The organism is Massilia sp. TWP1-3-3, assembly GCF_049897805.1.
Lineage (GTDB): Bacteria > Pseudomonadota > Gammaproteobacteria > Burkholderiales > Burkholderiaceae_D > Telluria_A.
This window is the reverse complement of the sequence record NZ_JAFCWX010000003.1, coordinates 79,889-105,511: the sequence shown is the minus strand read 5'-3', so window position 1 is coordinate 105,511 and position 25,623 is coordinate 79,889. Positions and strand designations below refer to the sequence as shown.

Here is a 25,623-nt window from a genome sequence, read left to right as displayed (position 1 = left end):
GTCGAACCCATATGTATGTAGTCCACATGATTGACCATTGATTTAGCCAATGAAATTACAAACTGAACGTCATGCCGCCCCTTTCTTTCGCCGCAGCCTAGTCTGCGCCGCCGTCCTGGCCCTGTGCGCAGGCCAAGCGCTTGCAGTCAATCCCTTCGTTGTCAAGGACATCCGCGTCGAAGGCATCCAGCGCATCGAAGCGGGCACCGTCTTTAGCTACCTGCCGGTGCGCGTGGGCGAGACCTTCGACGACGCCAAGGGCATTGCCGCCATCAAGGCGCTGTACGCACTGGGTTTTTTCAAGGATGTGCGCCTGGAAGAAGAAAACGGCGTGCTGATTGTCTTCGTTGAAGAGCGTCCCGCCATTTCGACGGTCGACTTCACCGGCACCAAGGAATTTGAAAAAGACGTGTTGATCAAGGCGCTCAAGGAAATTGGCGTTGGCGACACCAAGACGTTTGACAAGTCCTCGGTCGACCGCGCCGAGCAAGAGCTCAAGCGCCAGTACCTGTCGCACGGCCTGTACGGCGTGAAGATCACGACTACCGTCACGCCGATCGAGCGCAACCGCGTCACCGTCATGTTCAATGTGGACGAGGGCGAGATGGCCCGCATCCGCCAGATCAGCATCGTGGGCAACAAGAAGTTTTCTGACAAAGAATTGCGTCAGTTGCTTCAATTAAATACCAAGGGCTGGTTCAGCTGGTACACCAAGGCCGACCAGTACTCCAAGACCAAGCTGACCGGCGACATTGAAGCGATCAAGTCGTTTTACCTGAACCGCGGCTACCTTGAAGCGAACGTGGAGTCGACCCAGGTCGCCATCACGCCGGACAAAAAAGACATTTACCTGACGATCAACATCAGCGAAGGCGAGCAGTACAAGGTTGCCGGCATCAAGCTCGAAGGCGAAATGTTCGGGCGCGAGGACGAGCTCAAGTCGCTGATCCTGCTGCGCAAGGGCAGCATTTATTCAGGCGAACTGCTTACCGAGAGCAACAAGCGCATTTCGGACCGGATGGGCACCTTCGGCTACGCCTTTGCGAACGTCAACGCCAACCCCGAGATCGACCGCGACAAGCGCGAAGTAACGTTCACCTTCATGATCGACCCGGGCAAGCGCGCCTACGTGCGCCACATGAACATCGCCGGCAACAACGTCACGCGCGATGAAGTCATCCGCCGCGAATTCCGCCAGTTCGAGGGTTCCTGGTACGACGGCAACAAGATCAAGCTCTCACGCGACCGCGTCGACCGCCTTGGCTACTTCAAGGACGTCACGATCGACACGCCTGAAGCGGCCGGCACGTCCGACCAGGTCGACGTCAACCTGACGGTCGTTGAAAAGCCAACCGGTAACGTCACGCTGGGCGGCACCTTTTCGCAGGCGGAAAAGTTTGCCTTCAACGCGGGCATCCAGCAGGCCAACTTCGCCGGCAGCGGCAACACGGTCGGCTTTGAAATCAATACCAGCAAGTACAGCCGCACCATCGCGCTGTCGCAGACCAATCCGTATTTTACCGACGACGGCATTCAGCAATCGTTCGAGCTGTTCAGCCGCAGCAGCAAGCCGCCTGCGCTCAATATCGGCAGCTACAGGGTCAAGCAAAATGGCGGCCGCCTGAACTATGGCGTACCGTTCTCCGAGAACGATATCGTCTTTTTCGGCGCGGGTCTGGAACGCACCACCATCATCACCGACAGCGACAGCCCGGTGCGCTTCCTGCAATATGTGACGCAGGTGACGGGCGACCCGAGCGGTGTCGGCCGGGCCAACACCAATGCCATTCCGCTGACGGCGGCCTGGTCGCGCGACAGCCGCGACAGTGCCGTGACGCCATCGTTCGGCCGCTACCAGCGCGCCAATCTTGAAGTGGACATACTGGGCGACATCAAATACTATCGCGCCGTCTACGAGCAGCAGTGGTATCGTCCGCTGTCGCGCCTGGTGACACTGGCGCTCAAGGGCGAAATCGATTACGGCCATGGCTTGCGCGGCAATCCGTATCCGATTTTCAAGAACTTTTACGGCGGTGGTATCGGTTCGGTGCGCGGCTACCTCAGTTCCTCGCTCGGCGTGGTTGACGCCCGCAACGACGCCCTGGGCGGCGCTACCCGCGTGATCGGCAATGCCGAATTGCAACTGCCATTCCCGGGCGGCGGACCCGACAAGAGCTTGCGCTGGTTCGGTTTCCTCGACGGCGGCCAGGTCTACCAGGAAGGCCAGCGCATCCGCGCCAACGAGCTGCGTTTTTCGACCGGCCTGGGCGTGTCCTGGATTTCCCCGGTGGGACCACTCAAGTTGAGTTATGCTAAGCCCTTGAATGCAAAACCGGGCGACCGCGTCGAGCGCTTCCAGTTCCAGATGGGCACCGGCTTCTAATTTGGACCTTTGATCGGTACGATCGTTTGACGAGAGAAAAGCGGAGAACTATGTTAAAAACCTTGACTGCCTCGTGGCCCAAGCAGCTTGCGCTGCTGGCCCTGTGCGCATGCTCGCTGGCGCATGCGCAAAACGCGCCGAGCAGGATCGGTTTCGTTTATACCGAGCGCCTGATGACCGAATCGAAGCTGGCCAAGGCGGCAGACGCCAAGATCGAAGCGGAGTTCTCCAAGCGCCAGAAAGCGATCCAGGATACGATCGCCCGCTTCAAGACCATGTCCGACAAGTTCGACGGCGAGGCGGCCAGCCTGGCCGAGCCCGAGCGCACGCGCCGCGCGCGCGAGCTGATCGACATGGACAAGGACGTGCAGCGCACCCAGCGCGAGTTCCGCGAAGACCTCATCCAGCGCAAGAGCGAAGAGCGGGCCAGCATTGCGGCCAAGGCGTACAAGCTGCTCGAACAGATCGCCGAACAGGAAAAGCTCGACATCATTTTGCAGGAATCGATCTGGGTCAGTTCCCGCATCGACCTGACCGACAAGGTGATCAAGCTGCTGGACAAGTAAAGCTGCACCGGCAGGTGCCGTCATCATTTTTACCACCACACGAAAGACCAGCATGGGCACTCGACTAGGTGAATTGGTCGACCGCTTGGGCGGTCAGCTGGCGGGCGATCCGAATACGCAAGTGAGCGCAATTGCGCCGCTGTCGGAAGCCGGCGCCTCGCACCTCAGCTTTCTGAGCAATAGCAAAATGCGCGCCCAGGCCGCGCTAAGCGGCGCCGCAGCGCTCATTTTGTCGAGCGCGGACGACGAAGTCGTGGGCGCGACGTTTCAAGGCGCGCGCATCGTCACCAACAATCCCTATGCGTATTTTGCCCGCGCGGCGCAGTATTTTGCCGCGCTGGACGCGTTTGTTCCGCTGGCCGGCGTCGCCCCTTCGGCCAGCGTGGCGCCGCTTGCCGTGGTTGCTGCCAGCGCCCACGTCGGGCCGCACGTGACGATCGAAGACGGCGCGCAGATAGGCGAGGGCGCCGTGATCGACGCCGGCTGCTTTATCGGGCGCGGCGCCGTCATTGGCGAAGGCACGCACCTGTTTGCCAACGTAACGTTCCACGCGCGCTGCCAGATCGGCGCGCGCGGCATCATCCACTCGGGCGCGGTGATCGGTACCGACGGCTTCGGCTTTGCCAACGAGGGCGGCGTCTACATCAAGATCCCGCAGACCGGGCGCGTGATGATCGGCGACGACGTCGATATCGGCGCCAACACCACGGTCGACCGGGGCGCGCTGGCCGACACCATCCTCGAAGACGGCGTCAAGCTCGACAACCAGATCCAGATCGGCCACAACTGCGTGATCGGCGCGCATACGGCAATGGCCGGCTGCGTGGGCGTGGCCGGCAGCGCCAAGATCGGCAAGTACTGCACCTTTGGCGGCGCGGCGATGGTGCTCGGGCACCTGACGATCGCCGACCATGTGCATATTTCGTCGGGCAGCATGGTCTCGCGCTCGATCCTCGAAGCGGGGCAGTACACAGGATTTTATCCACTGGCGAAAAACGCCGAGTGGGAAAAAAGTGCGGCTATCGTTCGCAATCTGGCGGCCATGCGGGACAAGATCCGCACGCTGGAAAAAACTCTCAAGACACTGACAGAACAAAAAAATGACAACTAACGACACCAGCAACGCCACCAACAACGGCAACAACAGCAAAACCCTCGACATCTGCCAGATCAAGGCGCTGCTGCCGCATCGCTACCCGATGCTGCTGGTGGACCGCGTGCTGACCTGGGAAGCGAACCAGTCGATCACGGCGATCAAGAACGTGACGGCCAACGAAGAGTTTTTCAACGGCCACTTCCCGCACAAGCCGGTCATGCCGGGCGTGTTGATGATTGAAGCGCTGGCCCAAACGGCCGCGCTGCTGTCGTTTTTGACCATGGGCGTCTCGCCCGACGAGAATTCGGTCGTGTATTTTGTCGGCATCGACAATGCGCGCTTCAAGCGCCCGGTGGGCCCCGGCGACCAGCTCAAGATGGATGTCAAGATCGTGCGCACCTCGCGCGGCATCTGGAAGTATTCGGCCGTCGGTTCGGTCGACGGCGCCATCGCGCTCGAAGCTGACTTGATGTGCACCATCCGCAGCACGGTCGACGCGAGCCAGCCAGCGGGGGCGTGATGGCAAAGATCCACCCCACCGCGATCGTCGATCCGCAGGCGCAGCTCGACTCGAGCGTTGAAATCGGCGCTTTCACCATCGTCGGCGCGCATGTCTCGATCGGCGCCGGGACCGTGGTCGGGCCGCACGTGGTCATCGAAGGCCATACGACGATCGGCAGGGACAACAAGTTCTTCCAGTTCTCGTCGATTGGCGCGGCGCCCCAGGATAAAAAATGGAACGGCGAGCCGACCCGGCTGGAAGTGGGCGACCGCAATACGGTGCGCGAATTTTGCACCTTCAATACCGGCACCGCGCAAGACCAGGGTGTCACGCGCCTGGGTAACGACAACTGGATTTCGGCCTACGTCCACCTGGCGCATGACTGCCAGGTTGGCAGCAACACGATTTTCTCGAACAATGCGCAGCTGGCCGGGCACGTGGAAGTGGGCGACTGGGCCATTTTGTCGGGCTACGCCGGCGTGCACCAGTTCTGCAAGATCGGCGCGCATGCCTTTATCGGCATGTACACCAGCCTGACACAGGATGTGCCGCCGTTCGTGCTCGTCTCGGGCAACCCGGCCGGCGCGCGCGGCGTGAATATTGAAGGCATCAAGCGGCGCGGCTTCACCCGCGCGCAAATCGACGCCATCCGCGCCGCCTACAAGAGCATCTACCGCAACGGCCTCACGCTCGAAGAAGCCCGCGCCGCGCTGGCGGTGCAGCAGCAAGAGGGCGGCGAAGGCGCCGCCGATGTGGGCGCCATGCTGGACTTTTTAGGTGTCGCCACCCGTGGCATCGTCCGCTGACATTTCGGTGGCCGTGGTCGCCGGTGAAGTGTCGGGCGACTTGCTCGCCGCGCGCCTGCTGGTCGGCCTGCGAGCGCACTTGCCGGAAGCGCGCTTTCATGGCATCGGCGGGCCGCGCATGGCCGAACAAGGCTTTGTGTCGGACGTCCCGATGGACAAGCTGTCGATCCGCGGCCTGCTGGCCGTCATTCCCAAGTACCGCGAGCTCAAACGCATTCAGAACACGCTGCGTGACCGCCTGCTGGCCGATCGGCCTGCCGTGTTCATTGGCGCCGACTATCCCGGGTTCAACCTCGGGTTAGAGGAGCAACTGCGCGCCGCCGGCATCCCGACCGTGCATTTTGTGAGCCCGCAAATCTGGGCCTGGCGCGGCGGGCGCATCAAGAAAATCATCAAGTCGGTCTCGCACATGCTGGTGATTTTTCCGTTCGAGGAAGAGATCTACCGCAAGGCCGGGGTGCCGGTCACGTACATCGGCCATCCGCTCGCTGAAGTCATTCCCCTGCAGCCAGACCAGGCCGGCGCGCGCGCCAGGCTTGGCCTGCCGGCCGACGTACGGGTTGTCACCGTAATGCCGGGCAGCCGCATGGGCGAACTCAAATACCTGGCCGCGCCCTACGTGCAAACGGTCAAGCTGCTCGTGCAGCGCGACCCTGATTTGCGCTTCGTGGTGCCGATGGCGGGCGATCGCCAGCGCGCCTATTTCACGGACCTGGTCAAGCAGGCCGGCCTGCAAGACGTCAAGATTGACCTGATCGACGGCCAGTCGCACGATGCCATTGCAGCGGCGGACGCGGTGCTGGTGGCGTCCGGCACGGCCACGCTGGAAGTGGCGCTGTTCAAAAAGCCGATGGTGATCGCCTACAAGGTCATGGCGCTGGAATGGCAGATCATCAAGCACATGGGCTACCAGCCGTGGATTGGCCTGCCCAACATCCTGGCGCGCGAATTCGTGGTGCCTGAATTCCTGCAAGGCGCCGCCACCCCGCAGGCGCTGGCCGACGCGCTGTGGCACCAGCTGAACGACGCGCCGAATCGCGCCAGCCTGGTGCAGCGCTTCACGGCCATGCACCATAGCCTGCTGCGCAACAGCGCCCACGAGAGCGCGGCGGCGGTCCTGCGCGTCATCACCGAGTCGAGACCATGACCAAGAAGAAGATCAATTTTTATCCCGGGCTAAAGAAAAACGCGTATCCGTTCACGCCGGACGATGTGGTCTGCGGTGTTGACGAAGCGGGGCGCGGCCCCCTGGCCGGGCCGGTTTTTGCGGCCGCCGTGATCCTGCATCCCGGGCGCCCCATCGACGGGCTGCGCGACTCCAAAAAACTGAGCGCCGAGCGGCGCGGCGAACTGGCGCCGCTGATCAAGCAGCATGCGCTGGCGTGGGCGATTGCCGAATGCTCGCATGAGGAAATCGACAGCATCAACATCTTGCAGGCGACCATGCTGGCGATGCGGCGCGCGGTCGAGGCGCTGGCGACGGTGCCCACCATCGCCCTGATCGACGGCAACCGCAGCCCGGCGATGCTGATCCGCTGTTTTCCCATCGTCGAAGGGGACGACAAGGTGCACGCCATTTCGGCCGCCTCGATCCTGGCCAAGACGGCGCGCGACGCTGCCCTGGTGGCCCTGCACGCGCTATACCCCGAATACGGCTTCGACCAGCACAAGGGCTACGGCACGGCGCTGCACCTGCAACGCCTGCGCGAACACGGCGCCTGCCCCGTGCACCGGCGCTCGTTCGCGCCGGTGCGCGCGGTGCTGCCGGTGGCGCCGGGCGACGCCTACCTGGGCGCGTCGATGGCGTTCGACTTCGGCGACCTGGAGGAAGCGGCATGAAACCGGTCTCCTCGCGCGACAATCCGTTTTATAAAGAGCTCAAGCACCTGGCGGGCAGCTCGCAGGCGCGCCGCAAGGCCGGCCAGACGCTGCTTGACGGCGTGCACCTGTGCCAGTCCTACCTGGCCATGCGCGGCGCGCCGCGCCACTGCCTGATTGCCGACAGCGCACTGGCCAATCCGGAAGTCGAGGCCATCGTGCGCCAGTGCGAAGCGGCGCACGCGCATTGCACCGTCATGCCCGACGCGCTGTACAACACCCTTAGCCAAGTCGAGCACGGCGTCGGGCTGATGTTCCTGATCGACACGCCCGTCCTGGCGCTGCCGGCCGCGCTGGAAGGCTCGGCCGTCTTGCTCGACAACCTGCAAGACCCCGGCAACGTCGGGTCCATCTTGCGCAGCGCGGCGGCGGCCGGCATTACCCAGGTGTTTTGCAGCACGGGCACGGCCTTTTGCTGGTCGCCCAAGGTGCTGCGTGCTGCCATGGGCGCCCATTTCGTGGTCGAGATCCATGAAAATGTCGACCTGGCGGCGCTGATCGGCGCGGCGGGGGTACCGGTGCTGGCCACCAGCGGTTACGCCAAGACACGTTTGTACGAAGTTGATCTTCGTCAACCTGTTGCGTGGTTATTTGGTCACGAGGGGCAAGGAGTTGCCGACGATCTGCTAGCATTGGCGAGCAACCAGCTTGTCATTCCTCATCTTGGCCAGATCGAATCGCTCAATGTGGCCGCGTGCGCGGCGGTCTGCTTTTTTGAACAGTTGCGCCAAAAACAGATGTAGACGTTCTGATCATATCTGGTACGCTCGAAGGTGTGTCTTTCCTGGAGTGAAGATGGATATCGCGCATTTGCATTTTTTGGTGGCGGAAGGCGAAACCCGGGCGCGCAAGTCGCTATGCGACATGCTGGCCACGCTGGGGGCGACGCAGATCACGGAAGTGTCAGACGGCAACTCCGCCCTCAAGTGTTTCCATGACACTTATGCGCCGCCGGTCAGCATCGCCATTGTCGACTTGGGACTGGCCGGCATGGACGGCCTGGAGCTGATTCGCCATCTGGCGGCCATGAATTGCCGCGCGCGCGTGATCATCATCGGCCAGCTCGAGAGCATGCTGCTGTTTTCCATTGAAACCATGGCCCAGGCTTACGGGCTTGAGCTGCTCGGCACGCTTGCCAAGCCGGTCAACGGCGCCGCGCTGCAAGAGTTGATCGGGCATTACGTGCCGCCGCCGGCGCCGTCGCAGCGCGCGCCGGTGCCCATTTTCACGTTCGCGCAGGTCGGCCTGGGCTTGCAGGAGCGCCAGTTCGAGCCGTATTTCCAACCCAAGATCGCGCTTGAAACGGGGCACGTCAAGGGGCTGGAAGTGTTTGCGCGCTGGGTGCATCCCGACCATGGAGTGCTGGGGCCGAGTTCCTTCATCGACGCGCTGGAAGAAAATAACCGGATCGACTTTCTCGACTGGTGGATGATCGAAAAATCGGTCGAACGCTGTCGCGAGCTGCATGACCAGGGCTTGACCGTGGAAGTGTCGATCAACGTTGCGCCCGAAACGCTGGCCCATCCCGCCTTCATGCAGCAGATCAGCGCCTGCGTGGAGCGGCACCAGGTCGCGCCCAGGTACCTGACGTTCGAGATGCCTGAATCGTCGGTGCTGACCAATGACCCCAGCTTTTTGGAGCGACTGGTCAGGCTGCGCATGATCGGCTACGGGCTGGCGATTGACGATTACGGCACCGGGCGCTCCAATTTGCAGTTGCTGGCGCGCGTGCCGTTCACCGAGCTCAAGATCGACCGCAGTTTTGTCGATGGCGCCTCGCGCAAGCGGGGGCTGGGCACGGTGCTCAGTTCCTGCCTGGCGCTGGCCAAAAGCCTGGACCGTGAATCGTGCGCGGTGGGGGTGGAGACGCGCCAGGACTGGGACTTTTTGCAGGGGCTGGGGTGCACGTATGCGCAGGGCTACCATATCGCGCGGCCGATGAAGGCCGAGGCGTTTCCCGCGTGGCTGGAGGAGTGGACACAGTTTTTTGATTAGCCTTGCCTACGGAGTAGGTCGGAAAAGCGCAGGCGCATTCCGACAAGCGCCGTCGAAACGCATGGCGGAATGCGGGCACGCCCTTTTCCGCCCTACGGCCCGTGGCAGTGCGATGTACTCTCCCCACAACGGGTGTTGGCCGCTAGTATTCGCGCCGGTCCGGCTTGATCTCTTGCAGGATCGTGGTGGCGATTTCCTCGATCGATTTGGTGGTCGACGACAGCCACCGGATGCCTTCGCGCTTCATCATCAGCTCCGCTTCGTTGACCTCGTAGCGGCAGTTCTCCAGCGACGCATACTTGCTGCCCGCGCGCCGCTCATGGCGAATTTCCGACAGCCGCTCCGGCGTGATGCTCAGCCCGAAAATCTTGGCCCTGAACGGCGGCAGCGACGAGGGCAGCTTGCCGCGCTCGAAATCGTCGGGAATGAGCGGATAGTTGGCCGCCTTGATCCCGTACTGCATCGCCAGGTACAGGCTGGTCGGCGTCTTGCCCGAGCGCGACACGCCCACCAAAATCACATCAGCCGCCGACAAATTCTTGTGCGACTGCCCATCATCGTGTGCGAGCGAGAAGTTGATCGCCTCGATCCGGTTCTTGTACTCCTCGCTGTCGACAATGTTGTGCGAACGGCCAATCGTGTGCGTCGACTTGACGCCCAGTTCCTGCTCCAGAGGGGCAACAAACGTCTGGATCAAGTCCATGTGCATGCCCTTGCATTTGCGGATTACGTCCGACAGCTCGGGTTTCACCAGCGTCGAAAAGACGATCGGCGCCTGGTTGTCGATGGCGAAGGTGTCGTTGATCCGGCGCGCCGCGTCATACGCCTTGTCGAGCGTGTCGATGAACGGCAGGCGCACCTGGCGAAAGCGCAGGTCGAACTGGGTCAGCACGGCGTGCCCGAAGGTCTCGGCGGTGATGCCGGTGCCGTCCGAGACAAAAAACACCGTGCGGGCCGACGTGGGAAGGGGAGCGCGTACTTCTGAAGTCATATGTGTCCGGTGTGTTTCAATGCTGCCAATGATTCAAGGTTGTGCCGTGTAAATTCCCGGCACAGGCTGTAAAATGCTCTTTAACGTACGCAATTGTGCTGCACCATACAAAGAATAACAAGAAGAGTCAGCCAGCCTCGCGCAAAGATTTCTATCAATAGTAAGGGTGTTTATCATGACAAGTTTGTCTACTGCAGCATACAAGGAGCCGGATCGCACGGGCGTCTACGTCGCGCCTTTCGAGTCGCTCCGGATGACCGATGTGGAGTCCGTGGGCGGCAAGAATGCGTCGCTCGGCGAAATGATCAGCCAGCTGGCCGCCGCCGGCGTGCGCGTGCCGGGCGGCTTTGCCACCACGGCCGAAGCCTTCCGCGATTTTCTGACCCACGCGGTGGACGGCGGCGCGTCGCTGGCCGATCGCATCGCCAAGCGCCTTGAAGGCCTGGACATTGACGACGTGCGTTCGCTGGCCGCCGCCGGCGCCGACATCCGCCGCTGGATCGTCGAGACGCCGTTCCAGGACAAGCTGGAACAGGAAATTCGCACCTTTTACGCGCGCCTGGTCGCCGATTCCGAGACCGAAATGTCGTTCGCGGTGCGCTCGTCGGCCACCGCCGAAGACTTGCCGGACGCCTCGTTTGCGGGCCAGCAGGAGTCGTTCCTGAACGTGGTCGGCATCGACAACGTGCTCGAAGCCATGAAGCACGTATTTGCCTCGCTGTACAACGACCGCGCCATTTCGTACCGCGTGCACAAGGGCTTTACCCACGCCGAAGTGGCCTTGTCGGCCGGCGTGCAGCGCATGGTCCGTTCCGACCTTGGCGCGGCCGGCGTGATGTTCACCATCGACACCGAGTCCGGCTTCAAGGACGTGGTCTTTGTCACCTCCAGCTACGGCCTGGGCGAGACGGTAGTGCAGGGCGCAGTCAACCCCGACGAATTTTACGTGCACAAGCCGATGCTCGAACAGGGCAAGTCGCCTGTCATTCGCCGCAATATCGGCTCCAAGCTGCTGAAGATGGAATTTACGAATGAGGCGAAAGCCGGCCGTTCGGTGAAAACCGTCGACGTGCCGATCGAGATGCGCAACCGCTATTCGCTCACCGACGCCGAAGTGGTCGAACTGGCCAAGTACGCCGTCATCATTGAAAACCACTATGGCCGTCCGATGGACATTGAGTGGGGCAAGGATGGCCGCGACGGCAAGCTGTACATCCTGCAGGCGCGTCCGGAGACGGTCAAGTCGCAGCAAAAGGCGAGCGACGCGCAGATCCGCTTCAAGCTCAAGGGCACCGGCACGGTGCTGGCCCACGGCCGCGCGATCGGCCAGAAGATCGGCGCCGGGCGCGTGCGCGTGATTCACGACCCGTCCGAAATGGAACGCGTGCAGCCGGGCGACGTGCTGGTAGCCGACATGACCGACCCTAACTGGGAACCGGTCATGAAGCGCGCTTCGGCGATCGTCACCAACCGTGGCGGGCGTACCTGCCACGCGGCGATCATCGCGCGCGAACTGGGCGTGCCGGCGGTGGTCGGTTGCGGCGACGCCACCGAAACCCTGAAAGACGGCATGCTGGTGACGGTGTCCTGCGCCGAAGGCGACGAGGGCATGATCTACGACGGTCTGCTGGAAACGGAAATTTCGGAAACGGCGCGCGGCGAACTGCCGCCGATCGCCACCAAGATCATGATGAATGTCGGGAACCCGCAATTGGCGTTCGACTTCCAGTCGATCCCGAACGGCGGCGTGGGCCTGGCCCGCCTTGAGTTCATCATCAACAACAACATCGGGGTGCATCCAAAGGCGATTCTCGAGTATCCGAACATCGACGCGGACTTGAAGAAAGCGGTCGAATCGGTCGCGCGCGGGCATGCGTCGCCGAAGGCGTTTTATATCGACAAGCTGGCCGAAGGCATTGCCACCATCGCAGCGGCCTTCTGGCCCAAGCCTGTCATCGTGCGCCTGTCGGACTTCAAGTCCAACGAATACAAAAAGCTGATTGGCGGTTCGCGCTACGAGCCGGACGAAGAAAATCCGATGCTCGGTTTCCGTGGTGCGGCGCGCTACCTGTCGGCCGACTTTGCCGAGTCGTTCGAAATGGAGTGCACGGCCATGAAGCGCGTGCGCAACGACATGGGTCTGACCAACGTCGAGATCATGGTGCCGTTCGTGCGCACGCTGGGCCAGGCCGAGAAGGTGGTCAACCTGCTGGCCAAAAATGGCTTGAAGCGCGGCGAAAACGGCCTGCGTCTGATCATGATGTGCGAAGTGCCGTCGAACGCGATTCTGGCCAATGAGTTCTTGCAGTTCTTTGATGGTTTTTCGATCGGCTCGAACGACCTCACGCAGCTGACGCTGGGCCTGGACCGCGATTCGGGCATGGCGCTGCTGGCCGCTGACTTTGACGAGCGCGATCCGGCCGTCAAGGCGCTGCTGTCGATGGCGATCAAGGCTTGCCGCGAGCAGGGCAAGTACATCGGCATTTGCGGTCAGGGGCCGTCGGACCATCCTGACTTTGCAGCGTGGCTGATGGCCGAAGGGATCGAATCGATGTCGTTGAATCCCGATTCGGTGATCGATACCTGGCAAAAACTGGCCGCGATCTAAAAGAGAGACTGCTCCCGTAGGGGCTCGGCGCCCCCGCAGAAAAGCGCAAAGCGCGCATTCCGCCATGAGTCCCCGGCGGCTCATGGCGGAATGCGCTGCGCTTTTCCGCCCTACTTGCGTTTGTCTGGCGGGAATGACAACAAAAACATTGACACCAGCCGCCAACCCGCTAGGATCACGTCAAGATTCAATTTGAGGAGACTGGCATGCAACAATGGATGATCTGGCTGGCTTTTTCCGGCGTGCTGGTGATCTTTGAAATGTTCACTGGCACCTTTTACCTCTTGATGATCGCCGCCGGCATGGGCGCAGGCGCGCTAGCCGCCATGTTCGGCATGAATCCGCCCGCGCAGATCGCCATCGCCGCCGTGGTGGGCGTGGCCGCCACGGGCCTGCTGCACCGTAGCCGCTTTGGCCGGCCGCTCAAACAGAACGCCGCGCGCGACCCCAACGTGATGCTCGACATCGGCCAGACCCTGCACGTGGACACTTGGCACGAAGGCACGGCGCGCGCCATGTACCGCGGCGCGCAATGGGACCTGGACCTGGCACCGGGCGCCATCGCTGGCGCCGGCACTTTTCGCATCGTCGAAGTGCAGGGCAGCCGCTTGATCGTCGCCAACACCTGACATACAACACACTGAAAGAGGCAAAAAATGGAAGCATTGGGCATATCGACGATCGTCCTGTTCATCGTTGCGCTGGTATTCGTATTCAAGACCATCAACGTGGTGCCGCAGCAGCATGCCTGGGTCGTTGAACGGCTGGGGAAATACCACGCCACGCTGGCCCCTGGCCTGAACATCGTGATCCCGTTCATCGACCGCATCGCCTACAAGCACATCCTCAAAGAGATTCCGCTCGACGTACCGCCGCAGGTGTGCATCACGCGCGACAACACGCAGCTGCAGGTCGACGGCATCCTGTACTTCCAGATCACCGACGCCATGCGCGCTTCGTACGGCTCGTCGAATTATCTGGCCGCCATCACGCAGCTGGCCCAAACCACGCTGCGCTCGGTAATCGGCAAGATGGAGCTCGACAAAACGTTCGAAGAGCGCGACCACATCAACACCACCATCGTCAACGCGATCGACGAGTCGGCGGCGAACTGGGGCGTGAAGGTGCTGCGCTACGAGATCAAGGACTTGACGCCACCGGAGTCGATCCTGCATTCGATGCAGGCGCAGATCACGGCGGAACGCGAAAAGCGCGCCTTGATCGCGGCGTCCGAAGGGCGCAAGCAGGAGCAGATCAACATCGCCACGGGCGAACGCGAGGCGGCCATTGCCCGCTCCGAAGGCGAGAAGCAAGCTTCGATCAACCGCGCCGAAGGCCAGGCCGCAGCGATCATCGCGCTGGCCCAGGCAAACGCCAACGCATTGCGCCAGATCGCCGGCGCGATTGCCGAACCGGGCGGGCATGACGCGGTCAACCTGAAGGTGGCCGAGCAGTACGTGCACGCCTTCGGCGAGCTGGCCAAGACCAACAACTCGATCATCGTGCCGGCCAATTTGTCGGACATCAGCGGCTTGATCGCCAGCGCGATGCAGATCGTTAAAGTGCAGAAGTAGGAACCGCTTGGACTTGTCGCTGCCATCGGGCGCTTACCTGTTCGGCGCCTTGCTGTTTGGGCTGATTGGTTTTGCGGCCTTCCGCTACGGGAAAAGAACCGGGAACATGGCCGTGATGCTGATCGGCGTGGTGCTGATGGTGTATCCGTATGCGGTGTCCGAGACCTGGGTGCTGTATGCGGCGGGCGCTGCGCTGTGCGGGGCGCTGTACTGGTTTCGGCACGACTGAGTGGATCGCCCAATACGGGGAACACACAGCATTGTGAAAGAATCGGGCGCTAAGCCATTTCAGTTATTTTTAGGATCACGTAGCGGCCGCATCTTCGCAGCTTGATAAGGTGAGTCAATATACAAAAATTCTTGCGTGCAATTTCTCCAGGTGGTAAGTTGCTTTATAACATTCATACAAAAGGCGCAACCACCATGATGACATGCTTGAAGAACTACTCGACGCTGTCCGGCATGTCGACCGTCGTCGCCGCGATGCTCATGCTCGGTGGATGCGCCGGTGAACGGATCAAGCCGGCTGAAATGGGCGCGCCGGTCAAGCTGAGCTGCATCAACTTGTCGGACGAGCTGGTGGCGACGGAGGCGAAAGGATTGTTCAAGATAGTCTGGGTTACGCGCCTGGCACGCGGTCCTTACATTTCGGAGCGTGAAAGCGCCGAAGGCACCTTTTACCGTGCTTCTCCCGGCGGAGTGTTCCTCGGCCAGCCGGCGCTGATGAGCAAGCCATCCGGTCCAGGGACCCACATGACCTTTGACGGTGGCATTTTCGTGCCGCGCGATTCGGCAACTGCGCCGCAGGTTTATGCGTACGTCGCCAACGTGGCAACGCCCGCCGTCCCATATCCGGCGAGCGCAAACTGCGAAAACACGAACGTTGTGCTTGACCCTGTAACCCGCCTCGTCAGCGTCTCCGGGTTTGCCGCCACGATGGCCAAGGGGACACTCGATGGCGTGGCCAGTGGGCCTGCAGCCTATAACCGCCAGGCTATTGCCGGTGGGGCCGCGGCCGGCGCCGTGACTGGTGCCATCATCGCAACGATGATGAACTATGATGTGGGAAAAATCACCCGTCTTCCGGCAACGATCGACGCCCAGTTCAACGGCAAGCTCGCCGTTGCGGCACGCACGGCAGTACCAATTGCAGCAGCGCCAAAGCAGCCTTAACACCGCGTTCTGTTTTGCGAACCCGTCAGTCTTCAATCGGTACGACTGCCACCATGGGGGCAGTGCCGGGCGTGTCACGAAGCAGGCGTGAGCCGGCATGCTGTATCCGCGATGGGAGCCGGCCTCCCGGAACCGGCTTGCAGCGGCGGCCCGAGCTGCCCGCCTGGCTTAACGCAAGCGCCTAGCCACCGATGTGGCGCTTCGGCCCGGAATGTCGCTACAGCGCTTAGCGCCCGATTTTTTTCCGTTTTCTCTGCTCGACCCAATAAGTATCGACCAAATAAAAACGCCAGCGCGACAATGCCGCGCTGGCGTTTTTTATTTGCGGCCACGGCCGCGCGCTTTACAGCGACAAAGCGGACAGCTTGGCCAGGCCCAGTGCCACATTGTTGCGCGCTGCGCCTTCGGTAGCCATGCGCAAGCGCGTGGTGCCGGCGAAAGCATCGGTGGCGCCGGCGGTGTGCTCGGACTTGATCGACTCGCGCCATACGACCGCGCCGGTGGCGGCGTTGGTCAGGGTCCAGCCCATTTCAACGCCCACGGTGAACGACAGGCCAAAGCTTGGCTGGGTGAGGTTGAAGATGGCGACGTTCAGGTTGTATTTGCCGCCTTTGCCTTCGACCACGCTGGAAAACGTCTTGTTCTGGTTGATGCTGGATACCAGTGCCTGCTTCAGGTCGGCGTCGCTGATTTGCGACTTCCACATCGGGTTGGTTTCAGCGCCGCCGCCGGTGCTCACCGAGACCGATGCTGCATGGTGGTTGGTCGTCGTGACGGCCGTTGGCACCATCGCGGTGCTGGTGACGGGGCTGGCGCAGCCACCCAGGACCAGGGTGGCAGCCAGGGCTGCGGCAGGGAACAGGGCGCCGACGATTTTCTTGATGTGCATTTTTTGTCTCTTTTAGTGGTGGTGTAATTATTGTTTTGGAGCGGTCAACATATTGGTCACTACTTCGTCGACCATGAGCTCGGGCGACTTGCGGTTCAGCGAGGTGTGCATCGCGTTGCCCATCGCCAGTGGAAAACCGCTTTGCGGGTCCCGCAGGTTGATGGTCAATTCGATCAGGTACATCGTCAGGTCCCAGTACCAACGGTCGACATAGGTCACGGCAGCATCGGCGGGGTAGGGGCTGGACAATTGCGGCCCTTTGATCACCTTGAAGCCGCGCTTTTCAAGATTGGTCTTGATCAAGTCATCGATGTCCTTGTTATCCTTGGGCTGCTTGACGACATACACGGTTTTGATCGTGCTAAGGTCGGTGCCCGGCGACAGCATGGATTTCGACCGGCTGGCGCAGCCTGTGAGCGAGAGCACTCCCAGGAACAGGCACAGCGTGAGCAGGCGGCGTTGGAACATTGATTGGTCCTTTATTGATCAAAAATGGTATCAAACCATCGCAAATGATTGTAGAGCAAATGTTTCGTAATAGAAAGTAATTTATTGATTTTCGGCAAAATTGACCCGTTGGCATTTGCTGGAAAATCAGGCAGGCTTCAGTGCTAATATTGCCTCTGGAAAACCAGGAGGGCAGCCATGAAAGTCGTGATCATTACCGGTGCTTCCGACGGCATCGGCGCCGAAATGGCGCGCCAGCTGGCCGCCGCAGACGGCGCGCGTGTCGCGCTGGTGCTGGCGGCGCGCAACCGGGATTTGCTCGACGCAGTTGCCGCCGACTGCACCGCGCTGGGTGCACAGGCGCTCGCGGTGCAAACGGACGTGTCGGTGCAGCACGACTGCAAGCGCCTGGTGGCGGCCGCAGTGGAACGTTTCGGGCGCATTGACGTTCTGATCAACAACGCCGGGCGCTCGGCGCACGCGCTGTTCGAGGAGGTTACCGACCTGGGTTGGTACGAGGACTTGATGCGCGTGAACCTGTGGGGCAGCGTCTGGTGCACCCACGCCGCGCTGGCGCACCTGAAAGCGGCCAAGGGCAGCATCGTGGCCGTGTCGTCGCTGGCGGGGTTGGTAGGCGTACCAGGCCGCTCGGCCTATGGGGCAAGCAAATTTGCGATGACCGGCTTTTTCGAATGCCTGCGGGTTGAACTGAAAGGGGCGGGCGTGAGCGTGACGACGGCCTTTCCCGGTGTGGTGGCGACCCGCATTCGGCATCGCGGCTACAACGCCGCCGGCGGGGAGCTTGGTTCGAGCAGCCTGAAGGAAGATGACGCAATGCCGGTGGAGGAGTGCGCGCGCTTGATCCTGGAAGGCATGCATGGGCGCAAACGCGAGGTCGTGATGACTGCCAAAGGCAAGCTCGGTCGCTTCCTGAAACTGTTGGCGCCGGGGATGATTGAGGACATGGCGCTTGCTGCCGTCAAGGACGAAGCCAAGCCGCATTAAAATGCAACCCTGCACCGGCTTTGCGGTCGTGGGCGTAGTAAAGCGCGTTGAGATCAGCCGGCCCGACAAAAATCGAAAAGCTTGCGAACCGAAAAGAGAACAACATCGCACCGACGCGTGCAAGGGTGTAGTAAAACGGGCTGAGATCAGCCGGCCCAAAAGAAGTCGCGAAGTTTGCGAACTCGAAAACGAAAACGACATCGTCCTCGCGCAGGCGGGGACCGATAGAGCGGATGCCAATAGTTGCATTCGAATCAATGCGTTACAGTGACTGGCTCCTATAAATTTATCCGTGACTCGTCGGTTCTATGGGTCCCCGCGTGCGCGAGGGCGATGTAGGGGCTGCTCGGCGGGTAAGGATGTAGCGCCAGCTTAAGCATCTCCAAAGTCTGCCTGCGTATAAAAGGGTCACCACTAACGACTTGGAGACGTCATGAAAAACTGGGTGCGGGCCAACAAAGGCTTTGTCGCTTTCCTTCTGCTGTTCGGCCTGTTTCGCACGGCGGTTGCGGACTGGAACCCCATCCCGACGGCCTCCATGCGGCCCAACTTGCTTGAAGGCGATGTCGTCTTCGTCAATCGCCTCGCCTTCAACGTCAAGGTGCCCCTCACCGACGTGGTGCTGGCGCGCACTGGCGAGCCGCAGCGCGGCGACGTGGTCACGTTTTCGTCGCCCACCGACGGCACGCGCCTGATCAAGCGCGTGCTTGCCTTGCCCGGCGACGTAGTCGAGATGCGCAATGAACATCTCATCATCAACGGCCAGCGCGCCAACTATGTCCAGACCGGCGAAGTCATGGAATCCATGGGCGATGGCAAGTCCGTGCCCGCCCAGCGCGTGACCGAAACCATCGGCGAGCGCCATCAGCAAATTCAGTTGCTGCCATCGATCATGGCGCGTCGCGATTTTTCCCCCATCACTATTCCTCCAGATAAGTTCATGATGCTGGGCGACAATCGCGACAACAGTGCCGACTCGCGCTACATTGGCCTGGTGCCGCGCAAACTGTTGATCGGGCGCGCGGTGCGGGTGCTGGTGTCGGCTGATATTGAAGGCAACTGGATGCCGCGCGGCGATCGTTTCGGCAAGAAGCTGGGTGCGCAGCCGCAGTAGCAAACCTCAGTAGCAAACCTAGGTAGCAAACCCAAGTAGCAAAAGAGAATTAGCGTTAAAATCCTGCTCTTCGGTTTGCCGCGCTGTGCGCAACCGTTTATTTTGGGGCTGCGCGGATGCAAAGATTGTTAACGGTAATTCTCGCCTGTCTGGGCATGGTGGGCGCGCTGGCAATCGACACCTATCTCCCTTCTTTCCTCGCCATCGGGCGTGACTTTCAGGTCGGCCCGCTGGCGGTGCAGCAAACGCTGAGCGTTTTTCTGTTCTCGTTTGCATTCATGATGCTGTTTTACGGCACCTTGTCCGACTCGTTCGGCCGGCGCCCCGTGATCCTGGTCGCCTTGTCGCTGTACACCGCAGCGTCGCTGGGCGCCGTGTTCGCACCCACCTTTGGCGCACTGCTGGCATGCCGCGCCTTGCAGGGCCTGGCTGCCGGCGCCGGTTCCGTCATCGGCCAGGCCATCGTGCAAGACCGTTACGCGCACGACCAGGCGCATGCGCAAAAGATCATGTCGCACATCATGATGGTGTTCGGCCTGGCGCCCGCCATTGCGCCGGTGCTGGGCGGCTGGCTGCACGTCACGTTCGGCTGGCGCTCGACCTTTCTGTTCCTGGCCAGCTTTGGCGCCTTGATGATCGTGCTCGTCTACCGTTGGCTGCCGGAGAGCTTGCCGCGCGAACAGCGCCACGCCTTTCACGGCGTGGCCATTGCCCGCAACTACCTGAAGGTGCTGCGCAACCCGGAATTTTTGCTGTTGGCAACTGCGGTCGGGCTGGCTTTCGGGGGGTTATCGCTGTATATCGGCTCGGCCGCCAATTTTGTGATGGTGATCCTGAAGCTGCCGGAAACGGCGTTCGCCTGGCTGTTCATTCCAATGATCGGCGGCATGACGATCGGTTCGGCCTGGAGCGCCAAGGCGGCTTCCAGGATTGCACCGTCGACCATGATGTGGCTCGGCTTTGGCATCATGGGCGCCGCCGGTGCGCTCAGCGTGGCCTACAACGCGGCCTTCGTGGCTGCCGTGCCGTGGGCGGTGCTGCCCTTGGGCTTGTACACCTTTGGACTGGCGGTGGCGATGCCTGCGATCCAGGTTGGCGCGCTGGGGCTGTTTCCGGAAAATCGCGGCCTGGCGGCGTCGATGCTCTCGTTTATCCAGATGACGCTGTTCGCGCTGGTGTCAGGCCTGGTCGCGCCGATGCTGTTCGACAGCGCGCTCAAGCTGGCGTGCGGCGTGCTGGCCGGCCTGGTGGCCAGCTTCATTTGCTGGCGCCTGAGCCTGCTGCTGGCGCGCCCGCTCGCACGCGTGGCGGCATAAGCCGCGACCGCTTAGCGCGCGTGCGTCTTCATGGCGGCGGCAACTTCGCGTTTGCCGTCGCGCTCTTTCTCGGTGGCGCGCTTGTCGTGCTGCTTCTTGCCCTTGGCCAGGCCGATCTCGCACTTGATGCGCCCGCCCTTGAAGTGCAGGTTGAGCGGCACCAGCGTGTAGCCGGAACGCTCGACCTTGCCGATCAGCTTTTCCAGTTCGGCACGGTGCAGCAGCAGCTTGCGCGTGCGTACCGCGTCCGGATGGGTAAATGAGGAGGCGGTCGCCAGTGCGCTCACGTGCGCACCGAACAGGAACAACTCGTCCCCGCGCACGACGACGTAAGCTTCCTTGATTTGCACCCGCGAGTCGCGGATGGCCTTGACTTCCCAACCTTCGAGGACGATGCCCGCTTCCCAGCGGTCCTCGATGAAGTAGTCGTGAAAAGCTTTTTTATTGTCAGCAATGCTCATGAAATGGCTAGAATGTGGGGTTCAGGTAAACTAATAACCAACATCATAGCAAACGGTTGAACAATGGCAGTAGTGCACAAAACAGTATTTCTCGGCTATAGCGCTGAACAGATGTTCGACCTGGTCGCCAAAGTGGAAGATTATCCCAAGTTTCTGCCGTGGTGCGGTGGGGTCAAGGTACTCGAAAGGGATGCCGATACGCTGGTCGCGTGCCTGGCCATCCACTTTCATGGCGTGAACCAGAGCTTTACCACGCGCAACCATAACAGCCGGCCCACCCAAATGAAGATGAAGCTTGTGGATGGCCCTTTCAAAACCATGGACGGGACTTGGACCTTCAAGGCGCTGCGCGCCGACGCCTGCAAGGTGGAATTCGATTTGTATTACGAGTTTTCGAACATGCTTCTCGAACAATTGATCGGGCCAGTCTTTGGCGTGATCGCCAACAGCATGGTCGATTCCTTTTGCAAACGGGCCGAGACGGTGTATGGCTGAGTTGATCAAGGTGCAGGTCTGCTACGCGACCGCGTTGCGCGAATTTTTCTGTGACCTGACAGTGGCGCAGGGGACGACGATCGAGCAGGCAATTGCACAGAGCGGCGTGCTGCAGGACATTCCTGGCATCGACCTAGCGACGCAGGCAGTCGGCTTGTATGGCAAGAAACGGCCGCTGGAGACGGTGCTGCGCGAGCGCGACCGGATTGAAATTTACCGCCCGCTGGTGGCGGACCCGAAGGATTCGCGGCGCAGGCGGGCCGGCAACAAGCCGGCCTGACTGTGCGCTTGACGGCGCCTGTGACTGCCTAGCCGCAAAATTCGCCGATGCTCTTTTCGGCGGCCGCCTTGCGCTCCGCGCGCTGCTTGTCGTCGAGCCAGCTGCGCTCTGCGTTGGCCTCGCGGATCGGTGCGCCCGTGTCGATCTGCGTCTTGGCCTGGCGGGCGGAAGTGCAGGCCGCAGCCTTGGCCTTGGCGTTTTCCGCCTCGAGGCCCGCTTTCTTTTCCGATTCCACCTGTTCGGTCTTGCGCTTGCGATATTCGGCTTCGCGCTCGGCGAGCGACGGCGGCGCGACTTTAGTGGCAGCGGCAGGCGCCGCCGCCGCTGGTGCTGTTGCTGTTGCTGTTGCTGTTGCTGTTGCTGGTGCTGGTGCGGGTGCTGCATCGGATGCGGTGGCCATATTGCGCCCCCGCAGGATGTTTTTCTGCGGCGTGCCCGGCGGCGGTGGACGGTCTGAAAACTGCTTCATGCCCTTGGCATCGATCCAGGCATATTGCGCATGGCTCAGATTGGCAACGATGAGCAGGGCGCCGCCAGCAATAAGTTGCAAGCCGCGCAAGATGTTCGAGTTGTTCATGTGAATCTTTCCGTGCGTTATCTAATGCCCGATTTAACCGTGAATACGGCGCGCGGTCAACGGTGCAGATCGAATAAAGGCGGTTTTGAGGCCCTGGGGAGACGGCAGGGTGGAACTTCTGTATAATTCGCTTTTGCGCCAATAGGAAAATGCTATGCGTCTACTTCAGAAAGCACTCACGTTCGATGATGTGCTGCTCGTCCCGGCTTACTCCAACGTCTTGCCAGCCGACACCTCCCTCAAAACTCGCCTGACCCGCAATATCGCCTTGAACATTCCGTTGGCTTCCGCCGCGATGGACACGGTGACCGAGGCGCGCCTTGCTATTGCCATGGCGCAGGAAGGTGGCATTGGCATCATCCACAAGAACCTGTCCCCCAAGGACCAGGCGCGGGAAGTGGCGCGAGTCAAGCGTTTTGAGGCTGGCATTTTGCGCGATCCGATCACGATCCCGCCGACGATGAAGATTCGCGACGTCATTGCCTTAACGGAGCAGTACGGCATTAGCGGCTTTCCTGTGGTGGAAGGCAAGACGGTAGTCGGCATCATCACCAACCGCGATTTGCGTTTTGAAGAAGAGCTCGACGCGGAAGCGCGCGCCAAGATGACGCCGCGCGACAAGCTGGTGTATGTCAAGGAAGACGCCGACACGGCTGAAGCGAAGCGCTTGATGAACAAGCACCGCCTTGAGCGCGTGCTGGTCGTCAATGACGAATTCGAACTGCGCGGCCTCATCACCGTCAAGGATATCCAGAAGTCGCACGAGCACCCGTTTGCCTCGAAAGATGCGCACGGCAAGCTGCTGGTGGGCGCGGCCGTGGGCGTGAGCGCGCGCGACGAAGAACGCATTGACCTGCTGGTGGCCGCCGGCGTGGACGTGCTGGTGGTCGACACCGCGCATGGCCACTCGCAAGGCATCCTGGATCGCGTACGCTGGATCAAGACCAAGTATCCGCAGATTGACGTCATCGGCGGCAATATTGCCACTGCGGCGGCAGCACTGGCGCTGGTCGAATACGGCGCCGATGCGGTCAAGGTTGGCATCGGCCCTGGCTCGATCTGCACCACCCGCATTGTTGCCGGCGTGGGCGTGCCGCAGATTACCGCGATCTCAAACGTGGCCGAAGCGCTGGCCGGCACCGGCGTGCCGTGCATTGCCGACGGCGGCATTCGCTTCTCGGGCGACATTTCCAAGGCGCTGGCGGCGGGCGCATCGTCGGTCATGATGGGCAGTATGTTTGCCGGCACCGAAGAAGCGCCGGGCGAAGTGATCCTGTACCAGGGCCGCTCGTACAAATCGTACCGGGGCATGGGTTCGCTGGGCGCGATGGCCGACGGCTCGGCCGACCGCTATTTCCAGGACGCCTCGGCCAAGGCCGACAAGTTTGTGCCTGAAGGTATTGAAGGGCGCGTTGCCTACAAGGGCAGCGTGCTGGCGATCATTTACCAGATGGTTGGCGGCGTGCGCCAGTCGATGGGCTACTGCGGTTGCGCATCGATTGACGAACTGCGTGAAAAAGCGGAGTTTGTCGAGATCACCTCAGCCGGCATGCGCGAATCGCACGTGCACGACGTGCAGATCACCAAAGAAGCGCCGAACTACCGTTCGGGCGAATAAATAGTGCAGTTGCAGCGCGGCGACCAGATCGCCGCGTTGCTTATATGCCTTCAGTTTTCAGTTACCACTTCCATAGCGCCCTCATGCACTCAAAAATCCTCATTCTCGATTTTGGTTCCCAGGTTACCCAGCTGATCGCGCGCCGTGTGCGCGACGCCGGCGTGTTTTCCGAAGTCTTTCCGCATGATGTCAGCGACGAGTTCGTACGCAACTATGGCGCGGCCGGCGTGATCCTGTCGGGCAGCCATAATTCCACGCTGGACGGCGAATCGCCGCGCGCGCCGCAAGCCGTGTTCGAACTGGGCGTACCGGTGCTGGGCATTTGCTACGGCATGCAAACCATGGCGGCCCAGTTGGGCGGCAAGGTCGAGATGGGCGCCGTGCGCGAATTCGGTTACGCCGAAGTGCGCGCGCGCGGCCATACGGCGCTGCTCAAGGGCATCAACGACTTCGTCACCGAGGAAGGCCACGGCATGCTGAAGGTGTGGATGAGCCATGGCGACAAGGTGATTGACATGCCGCCAGGCTTCAAATTGATGGGCGACACACCCAGCTGCCCGGTGGCTGCAATGGCCGACGAAGAGCGCCGCTTTTATGCAGTGCAGTTCCATCCGGAAGTGACGCACACCAGCCAGGGCAAGGCAATTTTGGGCCGCTTCGTGCATGAGATTTGCGGCTGCAAGTCGGAGTGGAACATGCCCGACTACATCTCGGAAGCGGTCGAGAAGATCCGCCAGCAAGTTGGCACCGATGACGTGATCCTGGGCTTGTCGGGCGGCGTTGATTCCAGCGTGGCTGCGGCGCTGATCCACCGGGCGATTGGCGACCAGCTGACGTGCGTGTTTGTCGACCACGGCCTGCTGCGCCTCGACGAAGGCAAGATGGTCATGGACATGTTCGCCAAGAACCTGGGCGTGAAAGTCATCCGCGTCGATGCTGAAGAACAGTTCCTTGGTCACTTGACGGGCGTTGCCGATCCGGAAGCCAAGCGCAAGATTATCGGTCGCGAGTTCGTCGAAGTGTTCCAGGTGGAAGCGGCCAAGCTGAGCAATGCGAAATGGTTGGCACAGGGCACGATTTATCCGGACGTGATCGAAAGCGCGGGCAAGGGCAAGAAGGGGCAGACCATCAAGAGCCACCACAATGTGGGCGGGCTGCCGGAAACATTGAACTTGCAATTGCTCGAACCGCTGCGCGAACTGTTCAAGGATGAAGTGCGCAAGCTGGGCGTGGCGCTCGGGCTGCCGCATGACATGGTGTATCGCCATCCGTTCCCGGGCCCGGGTCTGGGAGTGCGCATTCTGGGGGAGGTGAAGAAGGATTTTGCCGACCTGCTGCGCCGCGCGGATGCCATCTTTATTGAAGAGCTGCGCAATACGCCGTGCGAATTGCCTGCGCTGGAAAGCATTGACGTCGGCGAGGCGCCGAAGAACTGGTATGAAGCGACCAGCCAGGCGTTTGCCGTGTTTTTGCCAGTAAAATCGGTGGGCGTGATGGGCGACGGGCGCACGTACGAGTATGTGGTGGCGCTGCGCGCGGTGCAGACGCTCGACTTCATGACGGCGCAGTGGGCGCACTTGCCGCATAGTTTGCTGGGCAGGGTGTCGAATCGGATCATTAACGAAGTGCGGGGCATTAACCGGGTGGTTTATGATATTTCGGGCAAGCCACCGGCGACCATCGAGTGGGAATGATCCTTAGTCCGGCAACCTAGCGCGGCTCCGCGCAAGATCCGACTCCAAGGCCCCTGACTTTCCAGGGGCTTTTTGCTTTTTGGGAATCGAGGTCTGGCAATTGCAGGCATTGGCGAGCAGGCGCGCCCGATAGTACCTAAGCGTGTACGACCTAC

Annotated in this window: 26 protein-coding genes; 21 read left to right on the top strand and 5 right to left on the bottom strand. The window is 61.2% G+C overall.

Going from position 1 to position 25,623, the window contains the following annotated elements; all coding sequences use genetic code 11:
• The first annotated feature begins 49 nt into the window (after positions 1–49).
• From bamA to ACP7D4_RS03745, 9 genes are read left to right on the top strand one after another with little or no spacing between them, the layout of a single operon-like run.
• Positions 50–2,383: an outer membrane protein assembly factor BamA gene (gene bamA, locus ACP7D4_RS03785; RefSeq protein ID WP_426207825.1), complete on the top strand. Its 2,334-nt coding sequence runs from the start codon at positions 50–52 to the stop codon at positions 2,381–2,383.
• Between the two features lie 50 nt (positions 2,384–2,433).
• Positions 2,434–2,949, top strand: a complete 516-nt coding sequence (locus tag ACP7D4_RS03780) for an OmpH family outer membrane protein (RefSeq protein WP_426101026.1) — start codon at positions 2,434–2,436, stop codon at positions 2,947–2,949.
• Between the two features lie 52 nt (positions 2,950–3,001).
• On the top strand, positions 3,002–4,060 hold the full coding sequence (lpxD, locus tag ACP7D4_RS03775) for a UDP-3-O-(3-hydroxymyristoyl)glucosamine N-acyltransferase (RefSeq protein WP_426101024.1): 1,059 nt from the start codon (positions 3,002–3,004) through the stop codon (positions 4,058–4,060).
• Positions 4,050–4,565 carry a 3-hydroxyacyl-ACP dehydratase FabZ gene (fabZ, locus tag ACP7D4_RS03770; RefSeq protein ID WP_426101022.1) on the top strand — a complete coding sequence of 172 codons (516 nt, stop codon included), beginning with the start codon at positions 4,050–4,052 and terminating at the stop codon, positions 4,563–4,565. Before lpxD ends, fabZ begins: the two co-directional genes overlap by 11 nt.
• Positions 4,565–5,353: an acyl-ACP--UDP-N-acetylglucosamine O-acyltransferase gene (gene lpxA / locus ACP7D4_RS03765; RefSeq protein WP_426101020.1), complete on the top strand. Its 789-nt coding sequence runs from the start codon at positions 4,565–4,567 to the stop codon at positions 5,351–5,353. Before fabZ ends, lpxA begins: the two co-directional genes overlap by 1 nt.
• A complete protein-coding gene (gene lpxB, locus ACP7D4_RS03760; protein WP_426101018.1) occupies positions 5,337–6,500 on the top strand; it encodes a lipid-A-disaccharide synthase in 1,164 nt (387 codons plus the stop codon). Before lpxA ends, lpxB begins: the two co-directional genes overlap by 17 nt.
• A complete protein-coding gene (gene rnhB / locus ACP7D4_RS03755) occupies positions 6,497–7,192 on the top strand; it encodes a ribonuclease HII (RefSeq protein ID WP_426101017.1) in 696 nt (231 codons plus the stop codon). Before lpxB ends, rnhB begins: the two co-directional genes overlap by 4 nt.
• Complete coding sequence (locus ACP7D4_RS03750) at positions 7,189–7,974, top strand: TrmH family RNA methyltransferase (RefSeq protein WP_426101015.1); 786 nt, start codon at positions 7,189–7,191, stop codon at positions 7,972–7,974. The genes rnhB and ACP7D4_RS03750 overlap by 4 nt, the downstream gene beginning before the upstream one ends.
• A 52-nt stretch (positions 7,975–8,026) precedes the next feature.
• Positions 8,027–9,226, top strand: coding sequence for an EAL domain-containing response regulator (locus ACP7D4_RS03745; protein WP_426207824.1), 1,200 nt, complete (start codon positions 8,027–8,029; stop codon positions 9,224–9,226).
• A gap of 142 nt (positions 9,227–9,368) precedes the next feature.
• On the opposite strand, the gene ppsR is transcribed toward ACP7D4_RS03745, so the two are convergent.
• Positions 9,369–10,217: a posphoenolpyruvate synthetase regulatory kinase/phosphorylase PpsR gene (ppsR, locus tag ACP7D4_RS03740; protein WP_426101011.1), complete on the bottom strand. Its 849-nt coding sequence runs from the start codon at positions 10,215–10,217 to the stop codon at positions 9,369–9,371.
• Between the two features lie 175 nt (positions 10,218–10,392).
• Between ppsR and ppsA the strand changes: the two genes are divergently transcribed.
• The 5 genes from ppsA (at position 10,393) to ACP7D4_RS03715 (ending at position 15,572) form a co-directional block, all read left to right on the top strand.
• Complete coding sequence (gene ppsA, locus ACP7D4_RS03735) at positions 10,393–12,825, top strand: phosphoenolpyruvate synthase (RefSeq protein WP_426101009.1); 2,433 nt, start codon at positions 10,393–10,395, stop codon at positions 12,823–12,825.
• A 206-nt stretch (positions 12,826–13,031) separates the two neighbouring features.
• The gene (locus tag ACP7D4_RS03730; protein WP_426101007.1) at positions 13,032–13,454 is read left to right on the top strand and encodes an NfeD family protein; all 423 of its coding nucleotides are present in this window, start codon (positions 13,032–13,034) and stop codon (positions 13,452–13,454) included.
• A 27-nt stretch (positions 13,455–13,481) separates the two neighbouring features.
• Positions 13,482–14,399, top strand: a complete 918-nt coding sequence (locus ACP7D4_RS03725; RefSeq protein WP_426101005.1) for an SPFH domain-containing protein — start codon at positions 13,482–13,484, stop codon at positions 14,397–14,399.
• 7 nt (positions 14,400–14,406) lie between these two features.
• The gene (locus ACP7D4_RS03720) at positions 14,407–14,628 is read left to right on the top strand and encodes a hypothetical protein (protein WP_426101003.1); all 222 of its coding nucleotides are present in this window, start codon (positions 14,407–14,409) and stop codon (positions 14,626–14,628) included.
• Between the two features lie 131 nt (positions 14,629–14,759).
• A complete protein-coding gene (locus ACP7D4_RS03715) occupies positions 14,760–15,572 on the top strand; it encodes a hypothetical protein (protein ID WP_426207823.1) in 813 nt (270 codons plus the stop codon).
• Between the two features lie 343 nt (positions 15,573–15,915).
• Here ACP7D4_RS03715 and ACP7D4_RS03710 read toward each other — a convergent pair whose 3' ends face one another.
• Both ACP7D4_RS03710 and ACP7D4_RS03705 read right to left on the bottom strand, forming a co-directional pair.
• Positions 15,916–16,461: a hypothetical protein gene (locus ACP7D4_RS03710; RefSeq protein WP_426100999.1), complete on the bottom strand. Its 546-nt coding sequence runs from the start codon at positions 16,459–16,461 to the stop codon at positions 15,916–15,918.
• Between the two features lie 27 nt (positions 16,462–16,488).
• On the bottom strand, positions 16,489–16,929 hold the full coding sequence (locus tag ACP7D4_RS03705) for a hypothetical protein (protein WP_426207822.1): 441 nt from the start codon (positions 16,927–16,929) through the stop codon (positions 16,489–16,491).
• Between the two features lie 177 nt (positions 16,930–17,106).
• Here ACP7D4_RS03705 and ACP7D4_RS03700 point away from each other — a divergent pair, with 177 nt between their 5' ends.
• From ACP7D4_RS03700 to ACP7D4_RS03690, 3 genes are all read left to right on the top strand, one after another.
• Positions 17,107–17,913: an SDR family oxidoreductase gene (locus ACP7D4_RS03700; RefSeq protein ID WP_426100995.1), complete on the top strand. Its 807-nt coding sequence runs from the start codon at positions 17,107–17,109 to the stop codon at positions 17,911–17,913.
• A 433-nt stretch (positions 17,914–18,346) separates the two neighbouring features.
• On the top strand, positions 18,347–19,027 hold the full coding sequence (gene lepB / locus ACP7D4_RS03695) for a signal peptidase I (protein ID WP_426207821.1): 681 nt from the start codon (positions 18,347–18,349) through the stop codon (positions 19,025–19,027).
• A gap of 116 nt (positions 19,028–19,143) precedes the next feature.
• Positions 19,144–20,343 carry a multidrug effflux MFS transporter gene (locus ACP7D4_RS03690; protein ID WP_426207820.1) on the top strand — a complete coding sequence of 400 codons (1,200 nt, stop codon included), beginning with the start codon at positions 19,144–19,146 and terminating at the stop codon, positions 20,341–20,343.
• An 11-nt stretch (positions 20,344–20,354) separates the two neighbouring features.
• On the opposite strand, the gene smpB is transcribed toward ACP7D4_RS03690, so the two are convergent.
• Entirely contained in the window at positions 20,355–20,804 is a 450-nt protein-coding gene (gene smpB / locus ACP7D4_RS03685; protein WP_426100989.1) for an SsrA-binding protein SmpB, read from the bottom strand.
• A gap of 63 nt (positions 20,805–20,867) precedes the next feature.
• Here smpB and ACP7D4_RS03680 point away from each other — a divergent pair, with 63 nt between their 5' ends.
• Complete coding sequence (locus ACP7D4_RS03680) at positions 20,868–21,299, top strand: type II toxin-antitoxin system RatA family toxin (RefSeq protein ID WP_426100987.1); 432 nt, start codon at positions 20,868–20,870, stop codon at positions 21,297–21,299.
• Complete coding sequence (locus ACP7D4_RS03675) at positions 21,292–21,579, top strand: RnfH family protein (RefSeq protein WP_426207819.1); 288 nt, start codon at positions 21,292–21,294, stop codon at positions 21,577–21,579. The genes ACP7D4_RS03680 and ACP7D4_RS03675 overlap by 8 nt, the downstream gene beginning before the upstream one ends.
• Before the next feature lie 28 nt (positions 21,580–21,607).
• Here ACP7D4_RS03675 and ACP7D4_RS03670 read toward each other — a convergent pair whose 3' ends face one another.
• Positions 21,608–22,156, bottom strand: coding sequence for a DUF4124 domain-containing protein (locus ACP7D4_RS03670; protein ID WP_426207818.1), 549 nt, complete (start codon positions 22,154–22,156; stop codon positions 21,608–21,610).
• A 154-nt stretch (positions 22,157–22,310) separates the two neighbouring features.
• Here ACP7D4_RS03670 and guaB point away from each other — a divergent pair, with 154 nt between their 5' ends.
• Both guaB and guaA read left to right on the top strand, forming a co-directional pair.
• Positions 22,311–23,774, top strand: coding sequence for an IMP dehydrogenase (gene guaB, locus ACP7D4_RS03665; protein WP_426100981.1), 1,464 nt, complete (start codon positions 22,311–22,313; stop codon positions 23,772–23,774).
• A gap of 83 nt (positions 23,775–23,857) precedes the next feature.
• Positions 23,858–25,468, top strand: a complete 1,611-nt coding sequence (guaA, locus tag ACP7D4_RS03660; RefSeq protein ID WP_426207817.1) for a glutamine-hydrolyzing GMP synthase — start codon at positions 23,858–23,860, stop codon at positions 25,466–25,468.
• Positions 25,469–25,623 lie beyond the last annotated feature (155 nt).